The sequence below is a fragment of the Cohnella phaseoli genome, assembly GCF_003386235.1.
GTDB classification, from domain to species: domain Bacteria; phylum Bacillota; class Bacilli; order Paenibacillales; family Paenibacillaceae; genus Cohnella; species Cohnella phaseoli.
On record NZ_QRDZ01000010.1, the window covers coordinates 226,167 to 245,251 of the forward strand.

Sequence of the window (19,085 nt, forward strand, 5' to 3'; positions counted from 1 at the left end):
TATCCATTAGAGGGGGAAAATCTATGAAACGGTATCGAATGGGAATGATTTCGCTTTTGTTGTTGGCAATGGTAGGGGTGGCGGCTTGCTCGAACAATTCGGCGCCTTCTTCACAGTCGGCTTCGTCTTCGGGGAATCCGAGTACGGGCAACTCGAAAGACCCTTACGTCATTAAAGTGCTCCATTCCACGGCGACGAACATTAAAAAGAGCGATGAAACCGATATCGGAAAAGCGATCAAGGAAAAGTTTAATATCGTTTTTGAATATGTCAGCTTTACCGGGAACGAGCTGGATCAGATGAATCTGATGCTGTCCGCGGGCAATTATCCCGAAATCGTGCGTCTGTCCGACAATAGCGTATTGGATAAATATATTAGAGCCGGCGCGCTTCTACCGCTGGATGACTATCTGAAAGACACTCCGGAGTTCAAGAAGCGTTATGAAGCCCAAATCCCGCTTTGGCGTTTGCCTGCCCATGATAGCAAGCTCTATAAGTGGGAAAACAACGTTCCGACGGATTACAGAAACAATCTGGAAGCTTTGGATATCGCGGTGCGCATCGACGTTCTGGAAAAAGCGGGTTGGCCGAAGCTGCTCTCGACGGACGACTATATTCAATTTTTGAAGCAAGCCATGAAGGATAATCCTACAACGAACGGACAAAAGACGATCGGAATGACGATCCCTTTTGCGGAGCCATGGGGAATTCAAGGGATTTCCGGGATCATGTATGAGAAGGGCGGCAGATATAGCACCGCCGGCGGTAATTTAGGCGTCATATGGAATCAGGTCGACGAAAAATATGAAGATTACATGGAGAATGAATACGTAAAGGAAAATTTATTGTTCTTCAACCAGCTTTATCGGGAAGGAATTCTGGATAAGGACAGCTTTACGGATTTATTGCCGCAGTCAACGGACAAGCAGCTTAGCGGCAAGGCGTTATCGACATGGTATCCCGTAATCGTCGACAACCCTACCGCGGTCAAATCCGGTCATCCCGAGTGGCAAATGATCAACTTGCCGATTCGCAGCAAAACGCAAATCGAGCGAAACGAAAAACGTCAAATTCGCGTAGAGGATACCCGATCCTTCGAGATGTACGCGATCACCAAAAACGCCAAACATCCGGAACGAATTGTCGAGCTTCTGGAATGGGCCGCAACCGAGGAAGGGAAAATTTTGCTCCAATCCGGCATTGAGGGCCAGCATTACAAGGTCGAGAACGGCAAACGCGTAGCGACGGAGGAATATAAAAACATCGTCAACGATCCTACGCAAAGCTCCCAAGTCGGATTCCGGATGTTCCCATTCCTGGGGTACGTGGGCACGAATGCACCGGACGGAGTGCCGTACGATATGAAAATGGATCCGGTTTTAACGGATGAGATGACGCTTTCGCCGGAGCTGAAAAACGCTTATACCCAGTTGGGATGGACGGATTCGAAGCAGTATTGGCGCGAGACGGGCGAGGCGGCTCCGACCGGAATCGCCGCCACCATCGGCATCGACTCTACTTCGGATTTGGGCGCTTTGCAACAGAAGATGGTCGACTTCCGCGTGAAAAACAGCACGAAGCTGATTATCGAGCCGAAGAGCGACGAAGATTTCGAAAAGCTGTATAGCCAAACCGTGAGCGATTATCGGAAGCTCGAGCCGGAGAAAGTCGTGAATATGTACAATCAACTCTATCAAGAAAAGCTGGAACAGCTTAAATCTTTGAAATAATCAATCGTAGATTGGGGATTAACGGACAAGCCGGATCGTTGCGGATGTCCGTTAATCGCCGACTGCGTTGCCGAATCAACGCGGGAATGCGCAACGATGGGGGAATACCATATGGAAGCCGGGCTTGAAGCGACTCATAAAGACCGTGCAGAGGTAAGACGAAAAACGCTTAAAAAAGCTTTGAATCAACGCTATTTATATTTCATGATCCTGCCTGCGATCGCCATTGTCATCACGTTTAATTACGTGCCTTTATTTGGTTGGGTGATTGCGTTCGTGAACTATCGTCCTGGATTTAGCCTATGGCAAGCCGAGTGGACAGGGTTGGAGCAATTCAGATCGTTTTTCATGCAAAGCGACGATTACATTCACGTTCTTCGCAACACGCTGGCCATGAATATCGGTTCCTTGTTTTTCAATTTGGTTAGCGCCTTCTTTTTCACCATTCTCCTGAACGAGATTCGAATAAAGCTGTTCGGGAAAATCATTCAGACGGCAACCTTTTTTCCGTTCTTCGTATCCTGGGTCATCATTTATACACTGGTCAACGCGTTGTTTGCTCCATCTTCGGGCGCCATTAACGAAACGTTGGTCAGTTGGGGAGTTCTCGAAGAAGGGCTTAATATTTTGGGAGATAAGAAATACTCTTGGCCGTTGATGATTCTGCTGGGGAACTGGAAGTACTTGGGGTACAATACGGTCATTTTCCTAGCGGCCATTGCCGCGATTTCGAACGAAGAGTATGAAGCCGCGGATATCGAAGGGGCTAATCGTTTTCAGAAAGCAAGATATATAACGATACCCAATTTGATGCCGACGGCGATCGTTCTGCTTATTCTGAATAGCGGATGGGTTCTCAACTCAAGCTTGGAGTCGTTCTTCCTATTTACGAATACGGCTAACTGGGAGACGATGGAAGTCTTTGATATGTACATTTACAAGTTCGGGTTGCAATTGCTGAACTATCCTTACGCAACCGCTGTCGGGATTATGAAAACCTTCGCCAGCATATTGCTGCTTCTTACGGTTAACACCATAGCCAAAAAATCGACAGGGAAGTCCATCTTATAACGATTGAAGGTGCAACAATGAAAAGAAAGACGGCGAGCGGGCTTGCATTCGATCTCGCTAACCACGTTCTCATGGTCATCGTCTTAGGGATCATGGTGCTTCCGTTTCTATATATTATCAGCTATTCCTTAAGCGATCCCAGTCGGTTAGAAGGAGGGTTTGTTTTTGTGCCGGCCGGATTATCCTTCGATGCATACAAGCTTGCATTTCAAGATCCGGCAATCGTCAAGGGCATCTTTATCTCCGTGGCGAGAACGCTCACCGGACCCGCACTAATGTTGCTCGTCACCTCAATGGCTGGCTACGTGCTAACACGGAACGAATTGGTAGGCGTCCGGTTTCTGCGCAAGTTTTTTGTGTTCACCCTTTATTTTTCCAGTGGACTTATCCCTCTGTATCTCGTGATGAATTATTTGAATTTGCTAGGCACCTTTATGGTTTATATTTTGCCGGCCGCCGTGTCCGTATTTAATATGATCCTGATCAAAACCTATATCGAAGGTATGCCTAAAGGTCTTGAAGAAGCCGCGGTTATGGATGGAGCGAACGAATTCGTTCTGTTCTTCAGGGTTATCTTTCCCGTATGTTTGCCGGTACTGGCCGCGGTGACCTTATTCGAGAGCGTCAACCAGTGGAATGCGTTCATCGATACGCAAATCTACAATACGATGTCTCCGAATCTATTCTCGCTGCAATACGTGCTTTACAATACGCTTAACTCTACGACGTCCAATTTGGAGTTGTTGAAATCTCAAGTGTCCAACCACCAAAACATCGCGACGCCGCAAAGCCTGAAAATGGCGATTACGGTTATTACGGTGCTGCCGATCGCCTGCGTATATCCGTTCTTGCAAAGGTTCTTTATGAAAGGCTTGTTAATCGGTTCGATTAAAGGCTAGAAGATACGGGCAGGGAGTCGGTCAATAAACAGGTAGGGGAGAGCGGTTTATGAGAAGAAAGACGGGATTGGCGAGAAAGTTCAACCTTTTTATCGCGGCGTTTCTGGTCGTTGTCATGATGATAACGGGGAACGCTTCGCCGCAGCAGACAGCATATGCCGAACCAAGCTCCGACGTAACGGATAGTGTCGATAACGGGGCCTCTATGGATGATGCAACGATATCGGAAGAGAGTGTCCCTGCTCATAGCTCAACCTTTATCCCCCGGCCTGTAACGGCAACGATCGGCAAGGAAGACGGGGGAGCGGTACTCAAGGTAAACGGGGAGATCGTCAACCCCGTTTTCATGTACGGAAACACGATGAAGCAATTTCCGAACTACTCCGCATTTTTGGATACGATTGACAAGGTCAAGACGCGCGATGTTCATGGCTATATGTGGGTGAACGTGCTGAAAGACAATGTTTGGAACGCGCAGGTGAACGACGACATTTTTACACGCGATCCTAATGCATACGGCATCATCAGAGTCGGACTTCAAGATGAAATGTCGTTTGACGCCGGAGAATATTCGGTCACCGAGAAGGGCAATCGGCCCGGATGGCCCTCGGTTGCTTCTAAGGCGTGGAGAAGCGAGCTGGATTCTACGATTTCGAATTATTTGGAATGGTTAAGCCGGCAGCCTTATGCGAATCGCATTATCGGCTTTCAGATTATGGGCATGGAGACGGGAGAATGGTTTTATAACTCCAACGATCTTAGCGTCGGCAACGGCGAGGATTATTCGGCTCCGATGGTTGCGGCTTTCCGGCAGTGGCTGACGGATAAATACGGATCGGATGCGACGCTTCGGGCGGCATGGAACGATTCGGGAGTCACGCTGGCAACCGCGTCGATCCCAACGGCTGCCGAAAGAGACTATACGGCGGAAAATTACTTCAGGTCGATGGCGACCGAGGGGAAAGCAATTGATTACCAAACCTTTTATAGCGAAGAAGTAGCGGGGATGATCAATTACGCAGCCGGCCTTTTCAAACAAAAAACGGATTCAAGAGTGCTGGTAGGGGCGATGTACGGTTATCCGTATATGTTCGCGACCTATGTTCGTCCTTCCAATCACGGTCACCAGGCGCTTAGAAAAATATTGGAATCGGATAGCGTCGATTTCATCGGGTCGCCGGTCCAATACAACGATAGACGCATGGGCTTAAGCGCCGAACCGATGGGAGCATTTGATTCTCTTGCGCTTAACGGGAAAATGCTAATCGTGGAGAACGACACGAGAACGCACGTCATCGATAGCACGCCTTATACGGACGACCAAACCTATCGGCCTAGAGTGTTCAGCCTGCAGGAAACGCTCGATGCCACCAGACGGGAAACCGCCAACGAGATCATTACCGGGGGCGGACAGTACTGGATGGATCTATTTTCGCATGGATGGTGGAACGATGAAGACATCTGGGACGAGAATCAGAAGCTTATCGCGCTGCAGGCGAGCAAGTATCTGATTTCCGCGGACAGAACCTTCAGGCCAGATGTCGCGGTTATTTTGGACGAAGAGTCTTACAGCTACCATACCTTGATTACGAACTACAATACGCCGACCAATAACCCTTATGCTCCCGCGGGTCAACCCGATAGCGGGTTCGGGCATTTGCTTGCGAGACAGCAAAGAGAATTGGCCAAAAGCGGTGTGAAATACGGTTACTACCTCATGTCGGACATCGACAAAATCCCAAGCTCCGTGAAAACCTATATTTTCCTGAACGCTTACCGGGTGACGAACGCTCAAAAGGCCAGCATCGATAGCTTGAAGAAAGATGATAACGTCTTGGTCTTCATCCGTGCGCCGGGCTATTTCAACGACACCGGTTCGGATGTGACGAATATTTCCAATCTGATCGGGATGACGATGAGCAAGGCGACGCACACCAGTCCGGCAACCCAAATCTTCGATTCGTCCGATCCGGCGACGTTGGGCAGCGGGGTGTCGGTATATGGCGGCTGGAAAATAGGCGGAGATACGGGCGAGGTCGAACCCGTCTACTCTTACACGCCGTCCTTTTACGTAACGGATAGTCAAGCCGAGGCGATCGGACATTACGACACCGACCCCGGCAAAATTTCCTTCGCCAGAAAGGATTTCGGCAACTGGACTTCGATTTTCAGCGCGTCTGGCTCTTTGCCGGCCGGTCTGATCAGATCGATCGCCGTGAATGTGGGCGGGGCGCATTCCTACTACAACGAGGGGAACGATAACGTTCGTACCGACGGAAAAATTATAATGATGCACGCCAGCGTCGGGAATTCGGGTATCAAAACAATTTACTTGCCTCGTCCTTCCAGAGTCGTTGACCTTATCGCTAATCGTACCGTTGCCACGGGAGCAACGTCGTTCAGCTTCTACTTGGGAGAAACTCGAACGGCTCTCTACAATATTCTGCCGAACGATAGCCTGATAGAAGAAGTCGAAGGCGGAACGGTAACTAAATCGGGCTCTTGGTCGGACGATGTGAAATATGGATACAGCGACGGCAAAGCCGTCATTTCCAATCAAGCAGGCGACAGCGTCACTTACGCGTTCAGCGGAACGGATCTTTCGCTTAAAGCTTCGACCGGTCCGAACAGAGGCAGGGCAAACGTCGCCATCGACGGCATCGAGTACCCGTATATCGAAATGTATTCCCCGAACCTCGAATATAACAAGGAATTCGTGATTGCGCAGGGTTTGCCTTCCGGACCTCATACGATCGAGATTACGGTGGACGATAACAAGCATCGAAACTCTTCCGACACCGCAATCGCGCTGGATGCCTTCGTAGTAGGGGAAACGATTACCGGGTCCGGATCGACGCCGGCTCCGATTCCGGTTCAACAATCGATCTTTACGACGCAAACTCCGCTTGCCTATGGATCTGATACGCAATACGAACTGGGAACGAAATTCAAATCGACGGTCGACGGCTCCATTATGAAAGCCAGACTGTATTCCGGCGCTAACGAAGGCGGTATCCACACGGTCAGCATATGGAGAGCGAACGATGGAGTTCGCCTATCCGGACCTCATAACTGGATCATCACTCCGGGAAATTCGGAATGGAAGGAATTCGAACTTCCAACGCCGTTAAAGATTAAGGCGAATACCGATTATATCGTTTCCGTTACGAACAGCTCCACCGATAAAATTTACGCCGTATCGAACGACGGCTTTAGCGTTCCGATCTCGAACAGAAATTTGGTCACTTATTCCGGTAGCGGCGTGTATTCCGGCACGCTAGGTTCGATGCCGAGCGCGACCAGCCTAAATCGAAACTACTTTAGGGATATCGTTTTTGTGCCGAACAATTCGGAACAAATTTTTACATCGCAGGTCCCCGAAACGTTCTCGCACGACGCGCAGTATGAGCTGGGCACGAAATTCAAGACGAAAATAAAAGGCTATATTACGAAGGCAAAAGTGTTTACAAGCGAGGGCGAGGGCGGAAACCATTCGGTTAGCCTATGGAGGGCAAGCGATGGAACTCGCGTAGCGGGCCCCTATACCTGGAATATCGCTTCGGGCAGCTCCGGGTGGAAGGAGTACGAGCTGCCATCGCCTGTGAGCGTCGATCCCGGCGTCGATTACATCGTATCCGTTACGAATAGTTCAACCGACAAGCAATATGCCGTCTCGGATAACGGCTTGAGCAGTCCGATTCAGAACGGACATCTGGTTACTTACGTTAGCAGCGGAGTATACTCCGCCGCGTTGGGATCCATGCCGACGAATACGAATCTGAATCGGAATTACTTTAGGGATGTCGTATTCGTGCCTGCACACGGGGAGAGTGTGCTCTCCACGCAAGTTCCGAGCGGTTACGGAGCGGATCAGCAGTACGAATTAGGAACGAAATTCAAAACGACGGTTAACGGTCATGTTTCCCGAGTACGGTTATACACCTATGAATACGAAGGCGGCAATCATACCGTAAGAATATGGAAAGCGAGCGACGGCACACTGCTTACCGGCCCCTATTTATGGAATGTAACCGCCGGAGTCCGCGGCTGGAGAGAGTTTATTTTGCCGACTGCTTTAAGCGTAGCGGCTAATGAGGATTACATTGTGTCGATTACCAATAGTTCGACGGATAAGGTTTATGCATTCGCGGAAAATGGGTACGGCAGTCCGATCGTTAACGGCCATTTAGTCACCTACGCGGGCAGCGGCGTATATTCCGGCACGTTGGGGACGATGCCTACCGCGACTTACGGCCAGAGGAACTATTTCAGGGATGTTGTCTTTATACCGGATTGAGGTGTTAATGAAAAAGCTGCCGGCTCGCTCCGGCAGCTTTTTCATTATTCTACAAGCCTTGAATCAGGCGAATTTTCGCTAAAGCCAGCGCCCCGATGAGACCTTGCCGGGAACCGAAAGACGTTCGCTCCAGCTTTAGCGTCAAGGTCGAGAAGCGGTTGGCTCTGAGTGTGATGGTCCGCTTCGTCTCGTCCAGCAGCAGCGGCATGACATCGAACATCGGTCCGCCGATATAGATCGTCTCCGGATTAAACAGATTAACGACATTGCTTAAGGCAATGCCCAAGGCTTGGCCGGCTTCAAGGCACACATCGAGGGCGACTTTGTCGTTGAGCCGATAAGCGTCTGCAAGGGTGCCGGAGCCGCCTCTTAGGATAAATTCGTTTCTCAGCATGGGGAACGTCAAAATATTTTCCAGACAGCCATAGTTGCCGCATGAACAGCGCGGCCCGTTCGGGTCGGCTGTAATGTGACCGAGCAGTCCGGCCGCATTGTTGACGCCCCGAAGCGGCCGGCCATCGATCATGATGCCTGCAGCGATGCCGTAGCCCACCTGAACAACGATGAAATCGCCGATGTCGCGGGCCTCGCCCGACATTTGTTCGGCTAGCGCCATCGTACGTCCGCTCTCATCGAGAAATACGGGGCAACGGTACCGTTCGTTCAGCAGGGAAACGAGGTTGAGATTGTCCCAATGTTCGGCGTTCGGCATATTCAACACAGTCTGCTGCACGGCGTCAACGATGCCCGTAATGCCGATGCCGATGGCATCGATGGCGGCTGCGTCCGTTCCGCATAAGGCTAGAAACTCATCTATTTTGCGCAGCAGCGCCTCTCCGCGCTCTTCCTCGGGAGTCAAATCCACCATCAGACATTCGTGCGCATGCAGCAGCTCCAATCCGTTATTGCCCAAGGAGAAACGAACGGAATGTCCGCCGATATCGATCCCCATATAAGTAAATTTGTGCGGATGGGCATATAAAAGCACTTCTTTTCTCCCCATTCCGCTGCTGACCCGTTCGCCTTCCACGATCAAGCCCTGTTCCAAAAAGTTTTTAGTTACGTTTGTAATCGTTCCTTGCGTTAGATTCAACGTTTCGGCGATTTTTTTACGAGATCGTCCTTGTCCGAAGCTGATCAACTCTAGTATTTGTTTTTCTGAAGAATTCAGTGTCATAGTTTAAAATCCTTTCCGAAACCCTAGCGATACCTTCTATTATACACTTTTTTGGACATATTAATTTATTAATTTAATTATTAGAGAGGGGATTGCGTCTGAAAAGCAGTTCTCTCTCGCTTTTTTATGATAAATTATTTAAAAAATGAATTTTCAAATACCAAATCACATGATATAATTCAAAATATAAATTAACTTATTCCGAAAATCTGGAGAGTGGATGCGTTGGACGATACGCTGAGGGCATCATTCGGCAAGGTTAAGATTACCCCGGAAGAGACGGTTCCTTTGCAAGGCTACGACCCGGAGCTCTATGTCGCCGACCCGGCAACGGATATTTTGGACGATCTGTATGCCAGAATCGCGGTATTGGACGACGGACGACGAAGGAGCGTCATCGTTAGCTTGGACGCCGGTTTAACGAACGAACAGTTCGTCGCGGTGCCCGACGGATTCGGCAGGCGGTTGATTTACAGAGGGTTTGCCAATACGCTGCCGGCAGGTACGAGACGATCATGGGCGGAAGCGGCTCAAACGGCGGAATCGTGCGTCACGGTACATGCCACGCATACGCATAGCGCGCCGGTCCATTTCGGAGAGAAATATACGTCGCGCATCTATGACAAAATCGACGAACTCTCGCAAGCTCTCGTCCCGGTGAAGATGAGCGTCGGCGTCGGTCAATGCAGCTTGGCGGTTTGCCGAAGGCCCAATCTGACTGCCAACGAAGAGATCCCGATCGATAAAACGCTGCAGGTCGTTGTTTTCGAATCGCTGCAAGGGGAACCGCTCGCGAGCCTTGTCAATTGTGCCGTGCACCCCACCGTGCTATGGAACAAAGCGAATCGGGTCAGCTCGGAGTTCGTCGGACTGGCGATGGCGGAGCTCGAAGCGGCCCATGGGGGCAATTTTGTCTCGTTGTTTCTGCAAGGCTTCATGGGAGATGTCGGACCGCTGGGATGCGGGCCTATCGCGGGGACGGAGGATACCTATCCGCTCGTGAAGGAATACGCGCAACGGCTTTATCGCGATGCGGCCGCGGCTATGCAACAGCGGGTCGAGATGAACTCCGTTCCCTTACAGACGCTGCAGACGAATGTTTCGCTGCCGGCCGCGCATGAGTACCATCGTACCGAGATGGATGTCGCGCTGCTCGGCGTACGGATCGGAGACCTGGCGCTGTTGGCGGTATCCGGCGAAATTTTTAACGGTTACGTCGGCCCGATTCGGCAAAGCTCTCCGTTTCAGACTACGCTGCTTTCCTGCGTGGCTAACGGCTACACCGGCTATTTGCCGACTTATGAAGCGTTTCATGACGGACTTGGCGGTTACGAAATATCCACTACGCCTTACAGCGATCAGGCTTGCGGGCCATTCGCGGCGGCATGCAACGATCTGCTGAAAGCGCTAGCGAAATAGAGGAGGAAAAGAAAATGAATCAGATTAACTTTCAAGGAAAAATTGCGGTTCATGCGATTACGTGGGGCGACCGTCATCTGCAGGCTATGGAAGAGGCGGCGCAGCTAGGCTATCGGGCGATCGAACCGTGGCCGTCGTTCGCGCTGGAGTATGAAGATCGTACCGACGAACTGCGGGAGATTTTGCAGCGTTACGGACTTGTCATGAGCGCCTTGTACGGCGGAGCTTCCGGTATTAACGGCCGCAGGTTCACCGATGCCGCCCAGCGACAAAGCATTATCGATTACAACGTTCGATTGGCCCGGGTAATCGCAGGTTGCGGGGCAGGGCATCTCGTATTCGGCCCTGGAGCGCCGCGGCTGGGCAAGGCAACGCGGGAGGAGTTGAAGATCGCGGCCGATACGATTAACGAAGCGGCCAAACGTACGCTGGAGTTGGGGGTTAAATCCTGCCTTCATCCGCATCTGTGGACGGAGCTGCAGGACGGGGATGAGCTGGATGCGCTCATGGAGCTGTGCGATCCTGAAGCGGTGTTCCTGGCTCCCGATACGGCGCACTTGACCGGGGCGGGAATCGATCCGGCAGCGGTCATCCGGCGCTACAGGGAGCGGGTCGCCTATGTCCACCTGAAGGATTTGACGCCGGAGGGGGCGACGCGCGAGGATTTCCCGATGCTGATGGGCAACGAGGCGCTGCCGGTATTTTGCGAGTTGGGGCTGGGTCAGATCGACTTCCATCCGGTGATCGAGGCATTAACCGAGATCGGCTACACCGGGTGGGTAACGGTGGAAATCGACCAATCGACCAGCACGCCGTACCGTAGTCTGGAAATTTGCCGCGATTTTGTGGAAAGCAAGCTGGGCATCCCGATTCGGGATTGACGAACAAATGGAACGAGGAGGATTACAACCATGACAACGAATCATCAATCGTCACCCGTGCGAACGAAGCCTTGGGTGCCGGTCTTCGTAAGCTCGGAGGAATTCGACGACCGGGAAAGGGAATACGTGCTGCGGGTGATCGACAAGAAGCGGAGCTTCCGGTTTCACGGCAGTCAGGAGGAGTCGGATGCGGCCAGGCTGGAGAAGCTGTATCGCGACCGGCTGAACGTCAGTCATTGCTTGGCGGTGAATGCGGGTACTTCCGCTTTAATTGCCGCCATGATCGGCGCGGGAATCGGCCCGGGCGATGAAGTGATCGTACCCGCCTATACGTACATTGCCACTGCGTCCGCAGTTTTGATTGCACGGGCCGTACCGGTCATCGTCGAGGTGGACGACACGTTAACGATGGACCCGCAAGCGCTGGAGGCGGCGATTACGCCTCATACGAAGGCGATCATACCGGTCCACATGAAGGGCATCCCCTGCCAAATGGATGAAATCATGGAAGTTGCGCGCCGACATCGCTTGCTCGTCATCGAAGACGTTGCCCAGGCGAACGGAGGCACGTATAAGGGAAGAGCGCTTGGCTCGATCGGCGATGCGGGGTGCTTCAGCTTTCAGCAGTATAAGCTGGTTACGGCCGGCGAAGGCGGAATGATCGCCACGAATCACGATATTATTTACGCCAGAGCCAGCATTTATCACGACTCTGCTTACGGATTCTGGGGGTTGAATCAATATCCCGATGTGAAGCTGTTCCCCGGAGAAAATTATCGGATGAGCGAAATCAATGCGGCGCTTGGCCTGGCGCAATCGGAGCGGATCGATTCTCTCGTCTCCAGGCTGCAGCGTGTGAAGAAAAGGATCGCCGCCGGCATCGCCGATATTCCGGAGCTTCAATTGCAGCGTATTCCCGATCCGGACGGAGACGTATCGTATAGCCTGAATTTCTTTTTGCCGGATGCGGCGACGGCGGAGCGCTTCTCGAAACGGCTTGCCGAGGAAGGAATACCGAACGGGACCATCCACAATAATGGTTTTGCCGATCGGCATATTTACAAGAACTGGACTTATATTATGGAAAAGCAAGGAGCATCGGAACGCGATACGCCATGGAATTGCGCCAGTTATACGGGCAATGTCGAGTATTCGCCGGATATGTGTCCTAATACGCTCGATTGGCTGAGCCGGGCGGTATCGATCAGCTTGCACCAAAGCTTGACAGAAGAAGATTGCGACGACGCCATTAAGGCGATCCACAAAGCCATGGGAAGGAATTGATGGAACATGACAGCAACTTTTCGTTATTCGGTAGGCCCTTGGAATATTCATACCGGCGCAGATACGTTCGGCCCGCCCGTTCGCGCCGAGGTTCCGTTTGCCCGCAAGCTGGAATTGATGAAAGAGATCGGGTTCGACGCGATCCAGCTGCATGACGATGACGCCGTGCCCGACTTGAACGAGTGCGACAGCCGCAGCCTGCGGACGAAAGCGAAGGAGCTTAAGCGTCAGTTGGACGACGCGGGGCTGGTGCCGGAGTTTGTCGCGCCGAGGTTATGGGAGGATGCGCGAACAAGGGACGGCGCGTATACGGCTAATCTTAAGCAGCTGCGCGATTATGCGGATGAGAGAAGCAAAAAGGCGATTGAAGTGGCCAACGAATTGGGCACGAACAACATCGTATTGTGGCTTGCGCGGGAAGGCAACTTTGTTCCCGAAAACAAATCGACCACCCGATCTCTTCACTATTTGACCGAAGCGATCAACCGGATGTTGGAGGCGGACAAACAAATCCGCATCATGATCGAGCCGAAGCCGAATGAACCCGTCGACAAGTCGTTCGTGCCGACCGTAGGCCACGCGCTTGCTTTAGGATACGCGACAGCAGATCCGAGCCGCGTCGGGGTGCTGATCGAATCGGCGCATTCCTTGCTGGCCGGACTCGATCCCGCGGACGACATGGCGTTTGCTCTCGCGCATCGGAAGCTGTGGGGCGTTCATCTGAACGATCAGAACGGCCTGAAGTTCGACCAGGATCGGCCTTTCGGTTCGGTGAACCTGCGGCAGGCGTTTAATCAAGTGCGCGTGTTGATGGAAAGCGGGTACGGCAGCGGCGGCGAATATGTCGGCCTCGACGTCAAGGCTTTGCGGACGCAATCCGACGAGAAGGCGTGCAAGCATCTGGCGAACTCCCTGTTCGTCGCCGAACGGCTGGCGGACAAAGTGCGCTCGTTGAATGCAGCGGAAGTTGCGGCAAGGCAGGAAGACGGCGATTACGAGGAACTGGACCGCTATATTATCGATCATTTGCTGGGATAGCTCAACACGGAGGCTGTTCCATAAGCAGAGTTGCTTGAGATCATCGATAGACAAAGAAAGGAGGTACATACCCCTTGAACCTTTATCATCGATTATCTTTCAGAGCAACTTGGTTGGCTTATGGTACAGCCTCTTTTGTTGCGTAAAATTAGTTTAAGTTGTTTATTACCTATATCCGTCCCTTCGCGATCGTTACAATAACAAATAGAAGGAAGTAGTTGGATTTAATTCATAAACGACGCGGGGACGATAACCGATGTTAGATTTTTTTAGATTCGATACCGATGAAGAACGACGGGCGCTATTAGTCAGAGCAAGGAAGGTCGCGTTATCCGCCATCCAACAGTATGACTTGGAGTGGGAGCGAATTCAATTTGTTCAGCTGTCCGATACGATTACATATAAAATCGAAACCAACACAGCCGGCCACTATTTGCTGCGCATTCATTCGGGCAGATTGAGCAGAGAGGAAATTCGTTCGGAGCTCCTATGGCTGCAAGCGCTGAACGAATCGCATGATTTAATCGTACCGGAAGGGATTGCAAATGCTAAGGGCGCTTATGTAATGGAAATCGAAACGGAATCAGGACCGACTTGGGGAATTGAAAGTTTTAGACGTGATATGGCCAAGCTGGAGCGCTATTATGAACGTTTCCTATCCGAAGAAGGATGGACGTTGTATCAAGCTGCGGCTGAGAAAGTGGTCTCCCGACTTACGACGATGCATCCCAACGAACACAACTATGGGCTCATACATGCCGATTTACATTCCGGGAATATGGTTTTTAAGGAGGATCAACCTTATCCAATTGATTTCGGCAGGTGTGGTTACGGGTACTATCTCTACGATATGGCAGGGACCCTGTTGGAATTATGGCCTAAGCATCGGTGGATGCTTATTCAAGGTTACGAAAGCGTTAGAAAGTTAGAGCCGGAATATGTTCGGGATTTGGAATGTTTTTTCGTAATGTTCATGATCGAGAATTATGGCCATCATGCCTCGGACCCGAGAGAAACTGCAAGTTTAATGGAGGAACAGCAGTACGCTCAAGCGTATATAAGAGAATTTCTGGCGGACAGATCTTTTCTATTTGAAGTGATCGAGCCTGTGTGAGATATTGACAATACAGCAGCTTCGCTTTATTATTAAAACATGATGTTAGTGAGTACTAACTATAATGAGTGGAATCGAGCTGGGAAGATAATTATGGAGAACACGACGATCTTGGACAACAAAGCCAAGCTGATGCGCGCGGCAATAGACCTCATGGCTGAGAAGGGCTACAAGGGCGTATCCACGAAGGAAATTGCAGCGGCGGCAGGCGTCAGCGAGATGACGCTGTTCCGTAATTTCGGCAGCAAGATCAACCTGCTGGACAAAGCGGTGGACCATTATCATTATTCGATTGAAATGACCCAAATTTTCGACGAGCAAGTGATAGGGGACTTGAGAGCCGACTTGCTCATGATTAGCCGGATGTATCATGAAATGATGGAGCGTAATCGCAAGTTGTTCCTCATTGTCTTGAGCGATCAAGAATTGGCTGAAATTCGCGAAAAGGCACAAAAGCATCCTCGGAAGCTATTGGAGCTATTGACGAATTATTTTATAGACATGCAGAAAAAGAGCAAAATGGTTGCAACCGATGCGGAGATGCAGGCGATCACTTTCATGTGGATGAATTACGGGGCTTTTATTTCGCAATTGTTCGTCAAGTCTGAGCTTACGGCAAAATCTAAACAAGATTTTATGAGCTCAAGTGTCGAGTTGTTTGTTAGGGCTTTAAGCCCTTAATTTTTTGAATAAAAGATAGTGAGTGCTAACAAACATTAAAGGAGGATTAGGAATGAAACATTCAAATAGAGAATCGCACAAGCTTGTGGGTCAAACGGCAGCTGCAGGGTTCCAAATCGGGGTTAGGAGGACGTTTCCCCTCTCGCCTGAAAAGGTGTGGTCGTTTCTAACTTCGCCCGAAGGGACACAATTATGGCTTGGAACCGTACCTTCTCTTGCATTTAACGAGGGAGAGATTTTTGCATCCGAAGAAGGGATTTCGGGTGAGCTTAGGGTCGTAAAGCCTCTAAAGCAGCTCCGCTTAAAGTGGGGCAAGGAAAATTGGATGAAGCCGTCCACGCTGCAAATCCGGCTGCTATCCAGCCATCCTGATCGAACAACGATCAGCTTCCATCAAGAGAATCTGGATCATCCGAATACGCGGGAACAAATGAAGCTGCATTGGGAAAGCGTTCTGAGTGCCATCTGGCAGAATACAAGCACGGTAAATGATGAAGAGGAGATGGGGAAGGATGAATAAGTTTAGTCATATCGATCTTAGAGTGAACGATTTGGAGAGTGTCATGCCTTTTTATGAGAAGCTGCTTCCTGAGTTGGGGTTTACGAGAACGTATCACAGCTTGAATTGGAAGGTGTTTGCGGCCGAAGGGGAATTGCCTAGCGCAGCTTATTTTGCGATTACAGAGGACCGGGAACATAAGCCTAATTCCAATCTGATTGGTTTCTGGGCGAACGACCGGGATGAAGTCGATCATATTGCGAAGCTGGTCCAGGAAAATGGCGGTACGATTAACGACGGCCCCCGGTTGTTCCCGATTAGCCCCACGTATTACGCCGTCTATTTTGAAGATCCTTGCGGAAATAAATATGAACTGGTGCATCGGTTGAATTAAATCTCAATACGTACGGAAGCGGCGAAGAGGGGCGGTGGTCCCCTCTTTTGTGCTATTATAGGGAAACGCAGAACGGTTGGAGGGACTGCATTTGCTTGAACTAATCAATCTAAATAAAACGATTGGAAACCAAAACCTCCTATCGAAGGTGAATCTGAATGTTGCTCCGGGACAGTCCGTTGCAATCTATTCCGCTTATGAAACGGCCGAAATGCTTATGGGCCTTCTGCAAGGCCTGAACAATGCTTCCGGCGGAGAAATTCGATTCGATGGTCAAGCCGCCGATAAGGGGATCATGGAGCGATTTGTTTTCGCGCTAAATGAAGAGAAAATAAATCAACGCTTGAAGGTAAGCGAATATTTAAAGTTTTGGAGCCGTTTGTCCGGTTCGAAAATAGGGATTGAACAAGTCGCTTCGTTGGTCGGATTGACGGGCAGAGCCGATTCGCTAATTGCCAAACTAAGCGCTTCCGAGCAAATTAGCTTACAGTGGGCGAGATGTATTCTTCAAGATCGGGCGCTTGCCGTTTTTATTGATCAATCGAAGCAGATCATGGATCACGAATCGTTAGCCGTCTTGCAGGCGGCGATCGCTTTTTTGAAGCAGGAAAATAAAGCCGTTCTCGTAATGGTTGCCTCCGCCGAGCAGGCGGCCGATCTTGGCGACCAGACATATCGGTTGTTAAAAGGGGAGCTTCTAACGTTGCAGCAGGATGCGGACAAGGCAAGTTTCGACTCCCCCCGGCGAATGATCGAAATCAGTAAAGTCCCCGTCAAGCTCGACGACAAGATTATGCTGCTTAATCCGTTTGAGATCAATTACATTGAAGGGCGCGACGGCAGCACTGTTGTTTACGTAGACGGTCTATCCTACAGTTGCGCCATGACATTAAATCAACTGGAAACCCGACTGACCCCATTTGGCTTTTTCCGCAGTCATCGCTCCTACCTCGTCAACTTGCAGCAGGTTCGCGAGATCGAAGCTTGGACAAAGGATAGTTATATTCTTAAGCTGGATTGCGTACAAGGGATAACTGTCCCTCTATCCAAGTCCAAATATCTGGAATTGAAGGAGCAACTGGATATTTGATCCCCGCCTCTCACCGCCTGCTGCCGCTTTTCGCCCTCGATTTAACGCTTTTCACGGCATTTTTACGGTTATTGGACATTGAGCGCTGTAAACTGATAGCAAGTCGGCAGGGAGGAGGTTGTAATTGAAGCAAAAGAGCGCCGTATGGCGTGCGCTGCTGTATCGGGAAACGAGAATCGTGATGCGCAGCCCGCAAGTGTTAATGTTTATCCTGCTGCCGATTTTATACGCTGTCATCTACAACATGATCGGCCAGCAAATGTTTACCGCAGTACAAGTGTGTATAAGCATGGCTCTTTCGATTTGCGGCGTCTTTGTTGAGGCGTTGCTGATTGTTGCGGAGAAAGAAACGAATGAATGGCGAACACTTAATCGCGCAGGAGTCTCTTTGTTGACACTGCTCGGATGCAAAACCGTTGTAACAGTGACAATCTCCTTACTTACCGTATTGACTTGCAGTTTGATTACCGGGTATAACTTCTTGCAGGTTGTGCAGCTGCTGATTGTTCTATTGCCTGTTTTAGGAGCCTTTATATCGGTGGGCGTCATTGTCGGATTGACTTACAATTCGATGGAGGAAATTGTATTAACGAAATTGCTGCCCACATTATTAATTATGGTCCTTGTTATTTTGCCGGTACTCATTCCGTTACAGAACAACATCTGGCTCCTTGCCTGGTATAAACACTATCCAACAGGCATTCTGTCGGCAGCAATGAACGTTGTTGCAGAGAAAGGGAGCTTTGGAATACTGGCGGCGCTGGCCTTGAAAGCTTGCTTATGGATGGTTGTCGTCGGGGGTGCCGGTTACGGATTAGTCTGGAGAAAACAAGGGCGGTAAGTCACATCATGCTGGCAGCGTCCGGAGGTTAAAGATGGATATCGGGAGTATATTGGAGAATGTAAAAGAAGCCAATATTTTTATTCAATTGGGAACCGTGTTTTTGGTCTCGCTTGTTCCTTTTCTGGAAGGATATGTTGCGGCTTCAGTCGGAATTGTGATAGGATTCCCCGCTATTCCGACGATTATCGCCGCATGCTTCGGAAATTGGGTTTCCGTCATGGCGATTATTGTATTGTATGAGAAGCTGAGCCGCCGTCGAAAAGCCAAACAGAACGACGGCCATTCAGGCAAGCGAATGGAACGCGCCCGCAATTTATTCAATAAATACGGCGTGCCCGGCGTCGCGTTGATCGGGCCTTTAATTTTCGGTCATCATATTGGGGCGTTCATCTCGCTCGTGTCGGGGTCATCCAAGCGTTATGTCACTTTGTGGATGACGATTGGGATTCTGGTATGGACGATCGCTGCGGGAGCGTTGGCTGCTGTAGGCATTGATTTTGTAAGCAGCTTGCGGTAAACGGGGTCTGCTGATGGCGGAACTTCAGTAGAAGATGACAAGTAATAGCTCCTTTGCCTTGTGCAGGGAGTTCTTTTTTATGAACAGATGAACAACATTCTTTCTTATTGCCAGATTAGGCAATCGCTGCAGCAGTTCTTTCATAGTTCT

16 protein-coding genes are annotated in these 19,085 nt (G+C 50.4%); 15 read left to right on the plus strand and 1 reads right to left on the minus strand.

Going from position 1 to position 19,085, the window contains the following annotated elements; translation table 11 throughout:
• Positions 1-23: 23 nt before the first annotated feature.
• The 4 genes from DFP98_RS14885 to DFP98_RS14900 all read left to right on the plus strand — a co-directional run bounded on the left by DFP98_RS14885 (position 24) and on the right by DFP98_RS14900 (position 7,997).
• Positions 24-1,730, plus strand: coding sequence for an extracellular solute-binding protein (locus DFP98_RS14885; protein ID WP_116061396.1), 1,707 nt, complete (start codon positions 24-26; stop codon positions 1,728-1,730).
• 111 nt (positions 1,731-1,841) lie between these two features.
• Complete coding sequence (locus DFP98_RS14890) at positions 1,842-2,801, plus strand: ABC transporter permease (protein ID WP_181917706.1); 960 nt, start codon at positions 1,842-1,844, stop codon at positions 2,799-2,801.
• 17 nt (positions 2,802-2,818) lie between these two features.
• Positions 2,819-3,700, plus strand: coding sequence for a carbohydrate ABC transporter permease (locus DFP98_RS14895; RefSeq protein WP_116061398.1), 882 nt, complete (start codon positions 2,819-2,821; stop codon positions 3,698-3,700).
• Between the two features lie 49 nt (positions 3,701-3,749).
• Positions 3,750-7,997 carry a DUF4082 domain-containing protein gene (locus DFP98_RS14900; protein WP_116061399.1) on the plus strand — a complete coding sequence of 1,416 codons (4,248 nt, stop codon included), beginning with the start codon at positions 3,750-3,752 and terminating at the stop codon, positions 7,995-7,997.
• A gap of 49 nt (positions 7,998-8,046) precedes the next feature.
• Here the strand turns inward: DFP98_RS14900 and DFP98_RS14905 are convergent, their stop codons facing one another.
• Positions 8,047-9,174 carry an ROK family transcriptional regulator gene (locus tag DFP98_RS14905; RefSeq protein ID WP_116061400.1) on the minus strand — a complete coding sequence of 376 codons (1,128 nt, stop codon included), beginning with the start codon at positions 9,172-9,174 and terminating at the stop codon, positions 8,047-8,049.
• A 225-nt stretch (positions 9,175-9,399) separates the two neighbouring features.
• On the opposite strand from DFP98_RS14905, the gene DFP98_RS14910 reads away from it, so the two are divergent.
• The 11 genes from DFP98_RS14910 (at position 9,400) to DFP98_RS14960 (ending at position 18,935) form a co-directional block, all read left to right on the plus strand.
• Positions 9,400-10,593, plus strand: coding sequence for a hypothetical protein (locus tag DFP98_RS14910; RefSeq protein ID WP_116061401.1), 1,194 nt, complete (start codon positions 9,400-9,402; stop codon positions 10,591-10,593).
• A gap of 14 nt (positions 10,594-10,607) precedes the next feature.
• A complete protein-coding gene (locus DFP98_RS14915; protein ID WP_116061402.1) occupies positions 10,608-11,474 on the plus strand; it encodes a sugar phosphate isomerase/epimerase family protein in 867 nt (288 codons plus the stop codon).
• Positions 11,475-11,504: 30 nt separating this feature from the next.
• Positions 11,505-12,758: a DegT/DnrJ/EryC1/StrS family aminotransferase gene (locus DFP98_RS14920; RefSeq protein ID WP_116061403.1), complete on the plus strand. Its 1,254-nt coding sequence runs from the start codon at positions 11,505-11,507 to the stop codon at positions 12,756-12,758.
• Between the two features lie 6 nt (positions 12,759-12,764).
• Positions 12,765-13,796, plus strand: coding sequence for a TIM barrel protein (locus DFP98_RS14925; RefSeq protein ID WP_116061404.1), 1,032 nt, complete (start codon positions 12,765-12,767; stop codon positions 13,794-13,796).
• A gap of 256 nt (positions 13,797-14,052) precedes the next feature.
• Positions 14,053-14,910: a phosphotransferase enzyme family protein gene (locus DFP98_RS14930; protein ID WP_116061405.1), complete on the plus strand. Its 858-nt coding sequence runs from the start codon at positions 14,053-14,055 to the stop codon at positions 14,908-14,910.
• Between the two features lie 93 nt (positions 14,911-15,003).
• Positions 15,004-15,591 carry a TetR/AcrR family transcriptional regulator gene (locus DFP98_RS14935; RefSeq protein WP_116061406.1) on the plus strand — a complete coding sequence of 196 codons (588 nt, stop codon included), beginning with the start codon at positions 15,004-15,006 and terminating at the stop codon, positions 15,589-15,591.
• Between the two features lie 52 nt (positions 15,592-15,643).
• Positions 15,644-16,111, plus strand: a complete 468-nt coding sequence (locus DFP98_RS14940; protein WP_116061407.1) for an SRPBCC family protein — start codon at positions 15,644-15,646, stop codon at positions 16,109-16,111.
• Positions 16,104-16,484, plus strand: a complete 381-nt coding sequence (locus DFP98_RS14945) for a VOC family protein (RefSeq protein ID WP_116061408.1) — start codon at positions 16,104-16,106, stop codon at positions 16,482-16,484. The genes DFP98_RS14940 and DFP98_RS14945 overlap by 8 nt, the downstream gene beginning before the upstream one ends.
• A 91-nt stretch (positions 16,485-16,575) precedes the next feature.
• Positions 16,576-17,574 (plus strand): LytTR family transcriptional regulator DNA-binding domain-containing protein, encoded by a 999-nt coding sequence (locus DFP98_RS14950; RefSeq protein WP_116061409.1) that lies wholly within the window; start codon positions 16,576-16,578, stop codon positions 17,572-17,574.
• 124 nt (positions 17,575-17,698) lie between these two features.
• Positions 17,699-18,415, plus strand: a complete 717-nt coding sequence (locus tag DFP98_RS14955; RefSeq protein WP_116061410.1) for a hypothetical protein — start codon at positions 17,699-17,701, stop codon at positions 18,413-18,415.
• A gap of 34 nt (positions 18,416-18,449) precedes the next feature.
• On the plus strand, positions 18,450-18,935 hold the full coding sequence (locus tag DFP98_RS14960) for a small multi-drug export protein (protein ID WP_116061411.1): 486 nt from the start codon (positions 18,450-18,452) through the stop codon (positions 18,933-18,935).
• Positions 18,936-19,085 lie beyond the last annotated feature (150 nt).

Excerpts from the sequence above, each read along its gene's own strand:
- DFP98_RS14885 (WP_116061396.1), top strand. The coding sequence starts at position 24 with ATGAAACGGTATCGAATGGGAATGATTTCGCTTTTGTTGTTGGCAATG.
- DFP98_RS14890 (WP_181917706.1), top strand. The coding sequence starts at position 1,842 with ATGGAAGCCGGGCTTGAAGCGACTCATAAAGACCGTGCAGAGGTAAGA.
- DFP98_RS14895 (WP_116061398.1), top strand. The coding sequence starts at position 2,819 with ATGAAAAGAAAGACGGCGAGCGGGCTTGCATTCGATCTCGCTAACCAC.
- DFP98_RS14900 (WP_116061399.1), top strand. The coding sequence starts at position 3,750 with ATGAGAAGAAAGACGGGATTGGCGAGAAAGTTCAACCTTTTTATCGCG.
- DFP98_RS14905 (WP_116061400.1), bottom strand. The coding sequence starts at position 9,174 with ATGACACTGAATTCTTCAGAAAAACAAATACTAGAGTTGATCAGCTTC.
- DFP98_RS14915 (WP_116061402.1), top strand. The coding sequence starts at position 10,608 with ATGAATCAGATTAACTTTCAAGGAAAAATTGCGGTTCATGCGATTACG.
- DFP98_RS14920 (WP_116061403.1), top strand. The coding sequence starts at position 11,505 with ATGACAACGAATCATCAATCGTCACCCGTGCGAACGAAGCCTTGGGTG.
- DFP98_RS14925 (WP_116061404.1), top strand. The coding sequence starts at position 12,765 with ATGACAGCAACTTTTCGTTATTCGGTAGGCCCTTGGAATATTCATACC.
- DFP98_RS14930 (WP_116061405.1), top strand. The coding sequence starts at position 14,053 with ATGTTAGATTTTTTTAGATTCGATACCGATGAAGAACGACGGGCGCTA.
- DFP98_RS14935 (WP_116061406.1), top strand. The coding sequence starts at position 15,004 with ATGGAGAACACGACGATCTTGGACAACAAAGCCAAGCTGATGCGCGCG.
- DFP98_RS14940 (WP_116061407.1), top strand. The coding sequence starts at position 15,644 with ATGAAACATTCAAATAGAGAATCGCACAAGCTTGTGGGTCAAACGGCA.
- DFP98_RS14945 (WP_116061408.1), top strand. The coding sequence starts at position 16,104 with ATGAATAAGTTTAGTCATATCGATCTTAGAGTGAACGATTTGGAGAGT.
- DFP98_RS14960 (WP_116061411.1), top strand. The coding sequence starts at position 18,450 with ATGGATATCGGGAGTATATTGGAGAATGTAAAAGAAGCCAATATTTTT.